Annotated in this window: 10 protein-coding genes; 8 read left to right on the top strand and 2 right to left on the bottom strand. The window is 73.6% G+C overall.

Features of this window, described 5'->3' with window-relative positions:
• The first annotated feature begins 37 nt into the window (after window positions 1–37).
• From AB0F38_RS27375 to AB0F38_RS27340, 8 genes are all read left to right on the top strand, one after another.
• The gene (locus AB0F38_RS27375; protein ID WP_361898716.1) at window positions 38–472 is read left to right on the top strand and encodes a hypothetical protein; all 435 of its coding nucleotides are present in this window, start codon (window positions 38–40) and stop codon (window positions 470–472) included.
• Between the two features lie 82 nt (window positions 473–554).
• A complete protein-coding gene (locus AB0F38_RS27370; RefSeq protein ID WP_361898713.1) occupies window positions 555–1,901 on the top strand; it encodes a hypothetical protein in 1,347 nt (448 codons plus the stop codon).
• Window positions 1,902–1,994: 93 nt separating this feature from the next.
• Window positions 1,995–5,408: a right-handed parallel beta-helix repeat-containing protein gene (locus AB0F38_RS27365; RefSeq protein ID WP_361898710.1), complete on the top strand. Its 3,414-nt coding sequence runs from the start codon at window positions 1,995–1,997 to the stop codon at window positions 5,406–5,408.
• Window positions 5,405–6,736 carry a S8 family serine peptidase gene (locus AB0F38_RS27360; RefSeq protein WP_361898707.1) on the top strand — a complete coding sequence of 444 codons (1,332 nt, stop codon included), beginning with the start codon at window positions 5,405–5,407 and terminating at the stop codon, window positions 6,734–6,736. Before AB0F38_RS27365 ends, AB0F38_RS27360 begins: the two co-directional genes overlap by 4 nt.
• 427 nt (window positions 6,737–7,163) lie before the next feature.
• Window positions 7,164–7,760, top strand: coding sequence for a sigma-70 family RNA polymerase sigma factor (locus tag AB0F38_RS27355; protein ID WP_361898704.1), 597 nt, complete (start codon window positions 7,164–7,166; stop codon window positions 7,758–7,760).
• 76 nt (window positions 7,761–7,836) lie between these two features.
• The gene (locus AB0F38_RS27350) at window positions 7,837–9,042 is read left to right on the top strand and encodes a MinD/ParA family protein (RefSeq protein ID WP_361898702.1); all 1,206 of its coding nucleotides are present in this window, start codon (window positions 7,837–7,839) and stop codon (window positions 9,040–9,042) included.
• Window positions 9,043–9,087: 45 nt separating this feature from the next.
• On the top strand, window positions 9,088–9,624 hold the full coding sequence (locus AB0F38_RS27345; protein WP_361898699.1) for a hypothetical protein: 537 nt from the start codon (window positions 9,088–9,090) through the stop codon (window positions 9,622–9,624).
• A gap of 202 nt (window positions 9,625–9,826) precedes the next feature.
• The gene (locus AB0F38_RS27340; RefSeq protein WP_361898696.1) at window positions 9,827–11,131 is read left to right on the top strand and encodes a YncE family protein; all 1,305 of its coding nucleotides are present in this window, start codon (window positions 9,827–9,829) and stop codon (window positions 11,129–11,131) included.
• Between the two features lie 188 nt (window positions 11,132–11,319).
• On the opposite strand, the gene rocD is transcribed toward AB0F38_RS27340, so the two are convergent.
• Together rocD and ddaH are read right to left on the bottom strand one after the other, a co-directional pair.
• Window positions 11,320–12,573 (bottom strand): ornithine--oxo-acid transaminase, encoded by a 1,254-nt coding sequence (rocD, locus tag AB0F38_RS27335; protein ID WP_361898693.1) that lies wholly within the window; start codon window positions 12,571–12,573, stop codon window positions 11,320–11,322.
• Entirely contained in the window at window positions 12,570–13,364 is a 795-nt protein-coding gene (ddaH, locus tag AB0F38_RS27330) for a dimethylargininase (RefSeq protein WP_361898760.1), read from the bottom strand. The genes rocD and ddaH overlap by 4 nt, the downstream gene beginning before the upstream one ends.
• Window positions 13,365–13,419 lie beyond the last annotated feature (55 nt).

Raw genomic sequence — 13,419 nt, 5'->3', positions numbered from 1 at the left:
CGGGCCGCCCCGACCCGCCCCAGGACAGGACCCCGTCATGACCGACCCCGAGCCCCAGCCGGAGTTCCGGCTCGCCTCCGTCTTCGACCACGCGGACCCGGTGACGGGTCCGGGCTTCGCCACGGACCACCCGGTGGTCGAGGGCCCGGAGCTGCGCACCCTGCTGCTGGAGCGGCTGGCCGCCGGCACGCCCGTGCTCTCGACGCCGGCGCTGATGGACGACGTGCTGGACCCCTCCCGGGTCGCGGAGGTTCCGCTCACCTTCCGCACGGACGGGCGGTGGGTGTGGATGGACACCGTCACGTACTACCTGGAGCGCTACGCGCTCGCCCCGGATCCCGAGCTGCTCGCGTATCTGAGCGACCCCTGCTACGCGGCCCCGGGCCCCCTGGGGCAGGACGTAGTCGAGCGGGCCGCCGCCTTCGTCCTGACCCCGGCGCCGGAGGGAACGGAGGTCCATCCGCTGGGCTGACCGGGGGTGGTGAACCACGGAGCGCCGCCGGTCCGTTCGTACGTGCGCGGAGGGTTCGCGACGAACGAGGGGACCGAGGGGAATGACGGTGGACGACAACGAGGTACGGGCCGGGGACGCCACCGGGCAGGCCGCGGCGGCCATCAGCCTGCCGGCGGTCGCCTGGCAGCAGGCCGGCGAGGGACCGGACGGGGAGCCGGAGGGCAAGCCGGGCGAAGGTGCCGTGGCTCCGGGGCCGGCCCCGGAGCCCGCCGCCGAGCCGGAGCCCTCGGCCGTGCCCTCCGGCGCCGCCCCGGCCGTGCCCGCCGCCGACGGTGAGGAGGGGACCGACGCCGGAACCGACCCCGACGGCGAGGACGCACCGGAGAGCGCACCCGGGAGCGGTACGCAGGCGGCCTCCGACGCGGACGGCCTCGCGGCGGAGGCCGCCGCACCGGCGGCCCGGGGCGAGTCCCGGCCCGCCCGACGGCTCTCCAAGCCGATGATCGCGGCGGCTGCCACCTCGGGCGTGGTCCTGATGGGCGTGCCGCTGCTGCTCTCGCAGCTCGGCGGCGGCGGCGGTTCCGGGCCGGGTCCCGTGCCGCCGCACCCCAGCGGGTACAACCAGGCCGACGGTCCCGGCGGCTTCGTACCGCGGGCCGACGCGCCAGGGTCCACGGCCGGCGACGGGAAGGACCCCCTGTCCAAGGGCGTCGCCGGCAACGGCGCCGGCGTGGGCGTGGATGTACCCGCCGGTCAGCAGCCCACCTCCTCCCGGGCACCCGGCACCGGCCGGGGCGCCGCTCCCGTCGGTGCCGGGCGGGCTTCGGGCCCGACCTCCGCCGCCGGCGGCTCCGCGCCCGCCACGCCCCGGGAGACGGCCGGCATCCCGCAGAAGCCGGCCGGCCAGGCGCCCCCGGCGAAGCAGCAGTACTCGGCCGTGGCAGGGCCGGACTGTGCGGGCGCGGGCGCGGCTTTCACGTACAGCGGCTGGTACAGCGACGGCAAGGAGGGCTGGCAGAAGTACGGCTCCGGCGGCTACGTCGGCAGCGGCTGCAACGGCGGATTCCTCTCGCTGCCGATGTCCGGGAAGGCGGGCTCGGACTCCGGGAAAGCGCTGCGCTGGACCTTCCGCACCGGCGCCGTCACCTCCGGCACCTGCCAGGTCTCGGTGCACATCCCCAACAACACCGACACCAAGGCGGTCGGCGGCAAACCGTCGTACTACACGGTGCACGCGGGGGCCACGGGCAGCGACCCGATCCTGCGGTCCTTCAACGTCGACCAGCAGTCCCTGCGGGGCCAGTGGGTGAACGCGGGCAGCGTCCGCGTCACCGGCGGCGTGCTGACGGTGAAGCTCCACGACCGGGGACTCGACTGGTCGGGGTCGCAGAGGACCTACGCCCACCACGCGGGCGACGCCGCCCGCGTGGTGTGCAACTCCGCCTGAGGCGGCCCGGCCGCCCCCGGCCGCCGGCCCGCTCCTGAGGCCCACGCTCCTGAGGCCCGTCTCCGAGGCCCACCACGAAGGGAACATCCACGCATGTCGCGCCATGTGCTGACCGTGAGCGCCGAGGCGCAGAGCGACCGCCCGTCCGCCGGCGGCCCCTACCGCACGATCGGGGCGGCCCTGGACGCCGCGCCCGGCGGGGCGGTGATCTCCGTGCGTCCGGGCCGGTACGAGGAGAACCTGGTCATCACCAAGATGGTGACGATCACCGCCGAGGACCCGCACGGGACCGTGCGGATCGTGCCGCCCCGGGGGACGGTGGTGCAGGTGGCGGCCGAGGCCGTACAGCTGACGGGTCTGGTGCTCCAGGGGCTGGACGACGAGCTGCCTGCCGTGGACGTGCCGCGCGGGCAGGCGGCGCTTCAGGACTGCGAGGTGGTCGGCAACTCCTGGACTGCCGTGCTCACCCGCCGGCAGGGTTCGCTGGCGATGCGGGGCTGCCGGGTCACCAACCCCGGCGGCGCGGGGATCGTGGAGACGTCCACCGGCACTAGCGTGATCGACGGCTGCCTCGTGGAGCACGTGGGCACCTCGGCGGTGGTCATCGGCGAGCGGGCCAACCCGACCTTCCGCAACTGCGTGCTGCGCGACGCCCGGGGCAACGGGGTGTGCGCCAACGGCGAGGGCCGGGGACTGATCGAGGACTGCGAGATCTCGGTCACCGACAAGCCCGCCATCGCCCTGGAGCAGAACAGCGCCACCCGCGTGGTGCGGACCTCGGTGCGGGACTGCCTGCTGGGCGTGTACATCAGCTCCAAGGAGCGGGTGGTCCTGGAGGAGTGCTCGGTGTCCGCCACGAAGGTGCACGGCATCGCGCTGGCCGAGGGCACCGACCCGCTGTTGAGCCGCTGCCGGGTCTCCCGGACGCAGGGCAACGGGATCCACGTGACGGGGCGTTCGCGCGGCGCCTTCGAGGAGTGCGAGGTCACCGCGACCGAGGGCACCGGCATCTGGGTGGAGGAGTCCTCGGGTCCCTTGTTCAAGCGGTGCTCGGTGCGGGACGCGAAGGAGGCCGGGGTCCAGCTGACCGGGGACAGCGTGCCCGACTTCGACCGGCTGGAGGTGCGCGGCGGCGCCGCGGCGGGGGTGCGCGTGCTGGAGGGCGCGAACCCGATGCTGCGGCGGCTGAACGTGTCGGACGTGGCCGGGGCCGGGGTAGAGGTGACCCGGGGCGGCCGGGGCCGCGTGGAGGGTTCGGAGATCTCCGCCACCGGGCAGGCAGGGGTGCGGATCGCCGACGGCGGCGACGCGTACGTCGGCACCACCACGGTCCGGGAGACCGGCGCGGCCGGCGTGTCGGTCGGCGGGGGCGGGGTGGCCACGCTGCGGGACTGCGAGGTCGCCGACTCACCGCAGGAGGGCGTGCTCGTCGAGGACGGCGGGGAGCTGACCGCGGCCCGCACCCGGGCGCGGGCCTGCCGGAGGTACGGCTTCCGGGTCGCGGACGGCGGACGGGCCGCGCTGAACCGGTGCGAGGCGGTGGACAACACCGGCGACGGCATCCGCGTCGACTCCACGGAGGCGGTACGGGTGCACGACTGCGCGGTCTCCGGGAACGGGGGGTCGGGGCTGCGCCAGCTCAAGCCGTCGGCGCGGCTCGCGGTGGAGAACCTGACGAGCGCGGAGAACGGCCTGCCGGACTCGTACGGGGAGACGACCGCGGCGTCCGGCGGGCGGGAGGCGACGGCGGACGGACCGCGAGGGCAGGAGGACCGCGAGGGCACGCCGGGCGGTTCCTCCGGCGGGGGTGCGGAGGCGGCGGCGCCCGCTGCGTCGCGCAAGCCGGACGGGCCGCTGGAGGCGCTGAACGTGCTGGTCGGCCTGGACGGGGTCAAGGAGCAGGTCACCACCCTGGTCAACCTGAACAAGCTGGCCAGGCGCCGGGAACTGGCGGGGATGCCCGCGCTGCCGATGAGCCGCCACCTGATCTTCGCGGGGCCGCCCGGCACCGGCAAGACGACGGTGGCCCGGCTCTACGGCTCGATCCTCGCCGAGCTGGACGTGCTGCCGTCGGGGCACCTCGTGGAGGTGGCTCGGGCGGACCTGGTGGCGTCGATCATCGGCGGGACGGCGATCAAGACGACGGAGGTGTTCCAGCAGGCGCTGGGCGGAGTGCTGTTCATCGACGAGGCGTACACGCTGTCGCAGGGGACCGGCGGCAGCGGGCCGGACTTCGGCCGGGAGGCCATCGACACGCTGGTGAAGCTGATGGAGGACCACCGTGACGAGGTCGTGGTCATCGTGGCCGGGTACTCGCAGGAGATGCGGGGCTTCCTCGACTCCAACCCGGGTCTGGCGTCCCGGTTCAGCCGCACGGTGGAGTTCGAGAACTACGGGGACGACGAGCTGACCACGATTGTGGAGATGTCCGCCGCCTCGCACGGCTACCAGCTCGCCGACGGCACCCGCGAGGCGCTGACGCTGCACTTCGAGACCATGCCGAAGGGCGCCGACTTCGGCAACGGCCGGGCCGCGCGCAAGGTCTTCGAGGAGATGGTGGACCGGCAGGCGTCCCGGCTGGCCGCGCTGCCCGAGATCGGCAACACCGATCTGGCGCTGCTCAAGCCGCAGGACGTGGGGGCGATGGCCGCGGCTGCGGCGTCGGGCGAGCCGGTGGAGCGCAGGACGGAACTCCTCGACGAGCTGCGGGCGATGATCGGCCTGCCCGCCGCCAAGGAACAGGTCGAGGACTTGGTCAATCTGATCAAGCAGGTCAACCGGCGCAAGGAGGCCGGGCTCCCGACGGCCACGATCAGCCACCATGTGGTGTTCTCCGGCCCGCCCGGCACCGGTAAGACGACGGTGGCCCGGCTGTACGGGCAGCTGCTCGCCGAGCTCGGCGTGCTGCCGGGCGGCCAGCTGGTGGAGACGGCGCGGGCCGACCTGGTGGGCCGGTTCGTGGGCCACACCGCGCAGTTGACGAAGGACGCCTTCGACCGGGCGCGCGGCGGCGTGCTGTTCATCGACGAGGCGTACACACTGACACCGCGCGGCGGCACGGGCAACGACTTCGGGCAGGAGGCGGTGGACACCCTCATGAAGCTGATGGAGGACCACCGCGACGAGGTCGTGGTGATCGTCGCCGGGTACGCCGACGAGATGCAGGGCTTCCTGGACTCCAACCCGGGTCTGGCCTCCCGCTTCTCCCGCTCGGTCGTCTTCGAGCACTACACCGACGAGGAACTGGTGCGGATCGTCGGTGCGTTGTCCGACAAGGTCGGTTACGTGTGCCCGGCCGAGACCCTGTCGGCGCTCGGCGAGCTGTTCGCGACGGTGCCGCGCGACCGGAACTTCGGCAACGGCCGCTTCGCCCGCCAGGTCCTGGAGACGATGATCACCCGGCAGGCCGGCCGGCTCAGCAGGCTCGACGTCGACGACGTGGCCGAGCTGAGCCTGCTGTTGCCGCAGGACGTGCCCAGGGACCGGGTGCCGGACGGTGTCGCGTGAGCCGGGGTGCGCGGGGCGGGGCGGCGGTCCTCGCTGCGGCCCTGCTGTGCGGGACCCTGACCCTGCTGCCGGGGAGCGCGGCGGCCGTACCCGGCCCGGACGGTCCGACCGGCTCCCCGGGGGCCGGGGCGGCGGGCACGGATCCCGCCTCGCTGCCCGTCATCACGCAGCGGCTCTCCGACGACACCTGCCGCAAGGCGTCGGACCGGGAGGTCGACGGACTGCCGTGGCCCCAGGCCCTGCTGCGCCCGGAGGCGGTCTGGCCGCTGTCCGAGGGGGCCGGGGTGACGGTGGCCGTGGTGGGTTCGGGGGTGGACGACACCGCCGGGCTGCTGGGTGACCGGCTGAAGCGGACGCAGCGCCGGTTCGACGCCGGCCCGGCCGCGGACTGCGCCGGTCACGGCACCTTCACGGCCGGTCTGATCGCGGCGGCCCGCACCCCGGGGGCGGGCTTCGCGGGGATCGCGCCCCGGGCACGGATCCTCGACGTCCCGGTCACCGACCGCCGGGGGGACACCACCCCCGAGCTCCTCGCCCAGGGAATCCGGGCGGCGGTCGGCGGCGGTGCCCGGGTGATCGCCGTGGTGGCGGTGACGGGTTCGGACAGCCCGGCGCTGAGGAGCGCCGTGCGGTACGCGGTCGCCGAGGACGCGGTCGTGATCACACCGGTCGCACCGGACGGGGCGACGGACGTGGCGTACCCGGCGGCTCACCCGCAGGCGGTGTCGGTGGCGGCGACCGGCCCCGGCGGGAAGGCGTCCGGGCAGACCTTCGAGGGCCGGGTGGACCTGACGGCGCCAGGAGAGGCTGTGACGGGCCACGGGCCCGGCGGCCGGGGCAGTTTCACGGCCTCCGGGCCGAGTTACGCGACCGCGCTGGTGGCCGGGACGGCGGCCCTCGTCCTGGGCCGCCGTCCGGAGCTGAGTGCCCAGGCCCTGGTCCACCGGCTCCGTTCCACCACGTCGGGACCGGGTGAACCGGTGCCGGACCGGGTGCGGGGGTACGGCTCCGTCGACCCGATCGCCGCCGTCACGGCCGTGCTCCCCGAGGAGCGGCGCGGCTCGGCGGCCCCGGGCGGGCGGGCGGCGACGCCCCCCGGGGTGGCGATGCCGTCCGGGCCGAGGCAGTCCGCCGCCGGGCTCGCCTGGTGGGTGGCGGCCGGTTCCCTGGCGGTGCTGGTGGGGGCGGCGGGGGCCGCCGCCGTGGTGCCGCGAGGCCGCCGACGGCAGTGGCGGCCGGGCAGTTACCGTGCTCCGGAAGCGGCGGGGGGAGCGACCCGGACCCGGTCTGAGCTCGACTCTGCCGGGGATCTCGGAGTTTCGCGGTGAGGCAGCACGGTCAACGGGCGGCTCGGGTCGCTCCGATGACCGATCCAGCTGTCGAGGTACCCGTTGTCCCTTCGCCCCCGTTCCGGTGAGCGAGTCCCGCCTCCGACCGCACGGATTGCGCCGGCGGGCAACCCGGACGGCACGACGGCGATACGGGTGCACGGCGGATCGGCACCGGATCCTCCGGCCGAGGTCCTGGCGCACCCTGGGCAGTTCCGTAACTCCCAGGCCCCCGACGGAGTCAAGCCGGCGGCGCGTTACCGGATGAGCCCCGATCACACCCGGGCGTCAGTAGAACGTCAGCAATGCGTTAGCCGAGGTCGCTATCGTCCCCGAGCAGTCCGACGTGCCCGGAGCCGTCGGCCGATCGATGCCGCCGTCCGCCGCCCCGAGGTCGTCGACGCGCGGTGGGGGAGGAACGACCGGCGTGGATACGCACGAACACGGCGCCGACAGAATGCTCTGCGAGGGAACGGGACCGGGCGTCCGCGCGGAGGCACGGCGGCGCCCCACCATGGACAACGACACCCTGGCGGAGCTCCACCGGCTGCACGCCTCCGCCCTGTTGCGCGCACTGCTTCGCCTGACCAGCGGAGACCGGGGCAAGGCCGAGGACATGCTCCAGGAGACGTTCCTGCGCGCCTGGCAGAACCCGCAGGCGCTGACCCGGGGCCCCGACCACGGCCGCCCCTGGCTCTTCACCGTCGCCCGCCGGATCGCCATCGACCAGTTCCGGGCGCAGTCCGCCCGGGCGAAGGAGCTGGGCGACGAGACGCCGGAGGACCGCGCGGCCCCGGGCGACCCGTACGAGGAGATCGTGATCGCGCACGCCGTCGACGACGCGCTCGCCGAACTGCCCGAACACCACAGGGAGGTGCTGGTGGAACTGCACCTCAACGACCGCTCGACCGTGGACGCGGCCGCGGTGCTCGGGATCCCGCCGGGCACCGTCAAGTCCCGCAACTTCTACGCGGTACGGGCGCTGCGCCCCGTCCTGGACCGGCACGGTCTTGCCCCGGCCTGACCGCCCGGTCCGCGTCGTCTGAACCGGCCGCGCCCGCCGGGCCGTTCCACAGGGTGACCGACGAGAGGGGGCCGAGGTGGTCATCGTCGTAGCCAGGAACGACATGGACGCGCCCGAGCACTGGACGGACGCGCCCGACTACAGCCCCGAGCACTGGCGCGCGAGGCGGAGCGAAGTCCCGCCGGAGACAACGCCGGACACACGGGTCGGGGCGCCGCCCGAACCTGCCGCCGAAGCCGTACCGGCGGAGCCCGCGCCTGTGGAGCCCCTGCCCACCGACCCGGCCCCGGCCCCGGCGGAGCCCGTACCGGCTGCGGTGCCTCCGGAGCCGGCTCGGGAGCACCCGCCGGAGACCGGGACGGGGACCGAGGGGGAAGCGGAGGCCGCGGACCCGCTCCCACCGGTCCCGGCCGGCCCGGCGGAGCCCGTGGCGGACGCGCGCTCGGCACGGCGTGCTCCTCGTCCGCTCTTCCGGATCGGGCGACGCGGGGTGCCGGGCGGTGTCCCCGACGCCCTCCGGGTCCCGCTGTTGCGCAGCCACCGGATCGCGGTGATCGGCCTGAGCGGCGGGGCGGGGAAGACGACCACCGCCCTGGCGCTCGGCGCGGTGCTGGCTCGGGAACGGGCCGACCGGGTCGTCGCCGTGGACGCGAGCCCCGACTCGGGCGCCCTGGGCCGCCGGGTGCAGCGGCAGTCCGCCGCCACCGTGCGCGACCTGGTGACCGCGCTTCCCCGGCTGCGCACCTACATGGACATCCGGGCGTTCACCTCGCAGACCCCCAGCGGCCTGGAGGTCGTGGCGCAGGATCCGGACCCGGCGGACCCGCGGACGTTCGGCGAGCGGGACTACCGGCAGGTCGTCGGCCTGCTCAGCGGCCAGTACCCGATCGTCCTCACCGACTCCGGGACCGGCATGCCGCACGACATCCTGCGTGCGGTCCTGGAGCTGTCGGACCAACTGGTCGTCGCAGCCACGCCGGGCATGGACGGCATGAGCGGCGCCCGTCTCGTCTTCGACCGGCTGACCGCCCTCGGCCATGAGGAGAAGGCGCGCCAGGCGGTGACGGTCGTATCCGGCGTGCGGTCGTCCTCGGGGCGGCTGGTCCGGACGGACGAGGCCGTGGCCCACTTCCGCCGGTGCTGCCGGGCCGTGGTGACCGTCCCGTACGACCCCCATCTGGCCCGGGGCGGCGAGGCCGACCCGGCGTGGATGCGGGGCCGGACCCGAGCCGCCTACTACGAACTGGCGGCGCTCGTCGCCCAGAACTTCCCCCGCGGCTGACGCCGCCCTTCCCCCGCCCGCACCCGAGAACACTGGAGAGCACCCATGGCCTGGTACGAGGGCCCCTGCCGGATCACTGTCACCGGTCTCGACGCCGACTGGCCGCAGCGCGCGGTGGTCATCGTGTCCGGCGCGGGCGGGGCGCGGATCGAGGTCCCCGGCGAGGTGGGGACGGTCCGGCACGTGGACGCGCCGAGCTGGCACCTGGAGGTGGAGCACCTGCACGAGGGCCGGTGGCGACCCAACGTCCGCGCGGTCAGGAGCCGCTGGGAGACGGTGGGCGGCGTCCGTACGCAGACGATCACCAGCAAGGACGTGGACTGGCCGGGGGGCAACCGGCACGAGCGCAATCTGGTGCTGCGCCTGGAGCGGGTCGGCGAGGAGGCCGAGCGTCCGCGTGAGACGGTCCGGGAGGCGCCGGTCCGGTCGGTCACGCAGTCGACGGCGGACACCGCCGCCCGCCGTGCCGCCGCCGGCCCCGCCTCCGTCTCCACCCGGTCCTCCTCAAGCGGCTCCGCCTTCGGCGCCCCGCCGGCGACCTCCGGGGGCGCGACGTCGACGAGCAGCAGCAGCCCCTGGTAGGGCCGCCCGCTCGAACTCGCGGGCCAGCGCCGTCAGGCGAGCCTGCCCGTGGTGCACCGCCGGGAACGCTCGATGGTCACACGTCGAGGAATCTCGGACGCACTCTGTTCAAGTCCCCCTCTCCTGGTTACGTTACCTCCAGTAACAGATGCGGGCCTGCCTGACGGCGCGCCGCCTGCCCACCCCTGCCTCTGGAGTCCCCGTGACGCGTTCCCCTGCCCGTCGTCCTCACCGCCGGCGCACTCTCGGCGCGGCCGCCCTCGTCGCCGCGGGACTGACCGCGGGCGCGCTGCCCACCGTCCCCGGCCCGGCCGCCGCGAGCGAGACCCCGACGCAGGTCCGGGAAGCCACCTCGGGGGAGCTCAAGGAGGTGTTCTTCGTCGGTAACAACTGGGAGGGCACCGCCGACGTCATCAACTCCCGTGGCGACTACGCCAAGATCGGCCGGATCGACATGATCCCCGACAAGAAGGAGCGCCTGCGGGAGATCTACCTCAACCCCGTCAAGCTCGCCTTCTTCCTCGGTATCCGGCTCGGCCCGGGCGAGGGCCACGACCAGTACGTCGACGACATGTACACCACGAAGGACGGCAAGTCCGTCGTCGCCTCCCGGCCGAGCTTCGCCGACGTGGTCTCCATCGACGTGGAGAGCGGCGAGATCAACTGGCGTTTCCCGGTGTCCGGTTTCCGTTCCGACCACATGGCGGTCTCCCCCGACGGCACCCAGGTCGCCGTCTCCTCCTCCATCTCCAACACCGTGCACGTCCTCGACATGGCGACGGGCAAGGAGGCGGGCAGCTTCAAGACGGGCGACAAACCGCACGAGAACGTGTACACCGACGGCGGCAAGTACCTCTGGAACATGGCCATCGGCGAGGTCAACACCGACATGGACGCGCCCTGGCAGGACTTCACCAAGGGCGACCGCCGCATCACCGTCGCCGACGCGAAGACCTTCGAGGTCAAGAAGATCATCGACATGCGCGAGCGGCTCGACGCCTTCGGCCGCAAGGACCTGTCCGACGCGCTGCGCCCCGTCGCCTTCACGCCCGACGAGTCGAAGATGTACTTCCAGGTCTCCTTCTTCAACGGCTTCGTCGAGTACGACGTGCACAACGACACGATCACCCGAGTGAAGACGCTGCCGAAGAACCCGGACACCAGCGACGAACGCACCACCTACGTCAACGACTCCCGTCACCACGGCATGTCCATGAGCCCCCGGGGCGACAAGCTCTGCATCGCCGGGACCATGGACGACTACGTCACCGTCGTGAACCGCGAGACGCTTCAGGAGGGCCCGCTCGTCACCGCCTCCAAGCCGTACTGGGCCACCGTCAGCGGAGACGGCAAGCACTGCGTGGTGTCCGAGAGCGGCACCGACCAGGTGACGGCGATCGACTTCGCCACCGGCGAGAAGGTCACCTCGATCCCCGTGGGCGACCATCCGCAGCGGGTCCGCCTCGGCCACGTCCCCACGGACTGGACCGGCCCGACCACAGGCTGAGACTCACCGGACCCCGGGTCTCACGCCGACCCGGCCCGTTCAGCGGCGGATGCCGTGCCGGCGGAAGTCGTCGGCGAACGCGGCCGGTTGTACAGAGCCGCGGCGGCCGGCGGCCCGCCCGACCGGGCCACCCCGCGGTGGCGAGGTGGCCCGGTCACGCGGCAGCGGAGCCGTCGGTCGGGTGCCGGCTACGCCAGGACCTTCTTCAGGGTTGCGAGCGCGGACTCCAGTTCCTCCTGCGTGATGGTGAGCGGCGGCGCCAGCCGGATCGTGGATCCATGGGTGTCCTTGACCAGTACGCCTTCGGCGAGGAGCCGTTCGCTGATCTGCCGCCCCGTGCCGAGCGCGGGATCGATGTCCACACCCGCCCAGAGCCCACGGACCCGGTAGGAGGTGACGCCGGCGCCGCCGAGCGCGGCCAGGCCCCGGTCCAGTACGTCGCCGAGCTCGGCGGCCCGCCGCTGGAACTCGCCGGTCGCCAGCAGGTCGACGACCGCCGAACCGACCGCCGCCGACAGCGGGTTGCCGCCGAACGTGGAGCCGTGCTCACCGGGCCGCAGCACGGAGAGCACCTCGCGGCGGGCGACCACCGCGGAGACCGGAACGATGCCGCCGCCCAGGGCCTTGCCCAGGAGCAGGATGTCCGGCACCACCGACTCGTGGTCGATGGCCAGCGTCCGCCCCGTACGTCCCAGACCCGACTGGATCTCGTCTGCGATGAAGAGGCACCCCGCGCGCCGGGTCAGTTCGCGGACACCGGCCAGGTAGCCCTCGTCGGGGACGAGAACGCCCGCTTCGCCCTGGACGGGCTCGATCAGCACGGCCGCCGTCGTCTCGTCCACGGCCGCTTCCAGCGCGGCGAGGTCGTTGTACGGGACGACACGGAAGCCCGGCGTGAAGGGCCCGAAACCGGCGCGTGCCGTCTCGTCCGTCGAGAAGCTCACGATGGTCGTCGTGCGACCGTGGAAGTTGCCGTCGGCGACGATGATCGTGGCCCGGTCCGGTGCGACGCGCTTGACCTCGTACGCCCACTTGCGGGCCACCTTGACCGCGCTCTCCACGGCCTCGGCGCCGGTGTTCATCGGCAGCACCATGTCGAGGCCGGTCAGCGCGGCCAGGCGCTCGGCGAAGCCGGCCAGCCGGTCGTTGTGGAAGGCGCGCGAGGTGAGAGTGAGCTGGTCGAGCTGGCGGTGCGCCGCTTCGATGAGTGCCGGGTGGCGGTGCCCGAAGTTGAGCGCCGAGTAGCCGGCCAGCATGTCGAGATACCGGCGGCCCTCGACGTCCTGGACCCAGACGCCTTCCGCGCGGGCGACGACCACGGGCAGCGGGTGGTAGTTGTGCGCGAGCACCGGGGCCTCGGCGCGGATCAGCCGCGCCGACGAACGCGTCTCGGACGCGGACCCGGATGGGGACGAGCGGACAGGGGTGGCGGGACCGGTCATGATCGGATCTCCTGGGTGCAGCACTTGATGCCTCCGCCCGCCTTGCGGAACTCCGAGAGGTCGACGGGGACGGGGACGTATCCACGGTGGGCGAGCTGAGCGACGAGGCCGATGGCCTGCGGGGCGACGAAGACGTGGCGGCCGTCGGAGACCGAGTTGAGGCCGAACGCGAGGGCGTCCTCCTCGGTGGCGATCACCGCGCGCGGGTAGAGCCGCCGGAGGACCTCGATGCTGCCGGGGGAGAACGCCTCCGGGTAGTAGGCGATGTCCCCGTCCTCCGAGTCTCCCCCCTCCTCGCCGAGGAAGAACAGCGCGGTGTCCAGGTGGTAGAAGCGGGGATCAACCAGATCCAGGCTGATCACCGGCCTGCCGAAGAAGTCCTGCACCTCGCGGTGGGCGGCCCTGTGCGTACGGAAGCCGGTCCCCGCCAGCACGAAGCGGCCGGCCGGTACCAGGTCTCCCTCGCCCTCGCAGACCGACTCGGGCTGGTGGACGTCGAACCCGGCCGACTTGAACCAGGTCCGGTACGCCGAAGACTCCGGCCGTCGCTCGGGCGCGTGGAAGGAGGAGCCGAGGACCCGGCCGTCCACGACCACGGCGGCGTTCGCCGCGAAGACCATGTCGGGCAGGCCCTCCACCGGAGGGACCGTCTCCACCGTGTGGCCGTGCTCGCGGTACGTGTGAACGAGAGTCGACCACTGATCACGGGCGAGCGTGAGATCGACCGGATCGTCGGTGTTCATCCACGGGTTGATGGCGTAGCGCACATCGAAATAGCGAGGCTCGCACATGACGTAGCGCCGGGGGCGGCTACGGATGTGCGAGGCAGGTCCTACGCGCACAGAG

This window comes from Streptomyces sp. NPDC025273 (assembly GCF_040638585.1).
Taxonomy (GTDB): domain Bacteria; phylum Actinomycetota; class Actinomycetes; order Streptomycetales; family Streptomycetaceae; genus Streptomyces; species Streptomyces cinereorectus.
Note: the sequence above shows the minus strand (reverse complement) of the source record. Positions and strands in the feature narration are given on the sequence as shown.

What these genes read in the sequence shown, in the direction of transcription:
- AB0F38_RS27375 (WP_361898716.1), top strand. Translation starts at nt 38, where the DNA reads ATGACCGACCCCGAGCCCCAGCCGGAGTTCCGGCTCGCCTCCGTCTTC.
- AB0F38_RS27370 (WP_361898713.1), top strand. Translation starts at nt 555, where the DNA reads ATGACGGTGGACGACAACGAGGTACGGGCCGGGGACGCCACCGGGCAG.
- AB0F38_RS27365 (WP_361898710.1), top strand. Translation starts at nt 1,995, where the DNA reads ATGTCGCGCCATGTGCTGACCGTGAGCGCCGAGGCGCAGAGCGACCGC.
- AB0F38_RS27345 (WP_361898699.1), top strand. Translation starts at nt 9,088, where the DNA reads ATGGCCTGGTACGAGGGCCCCTGCCGGATCACTGTCACCGGTCTCGAC.
- rocD (WP_361898693.1), bottom strand. Translation starts at nt 12,573, where the DNA reads ATGACCGGTCCCGCCACCCCTGTCCGCTCGTCCCCATCCGGGTCCGCG.
- ddaH (WP_361898760.1), bottom strand. Translation starts at nt 13,364, where the DNA reads ATGTGCGAGCCTCGCTATTTCGATGTGCGCTACGCCATCAACCCGTGG.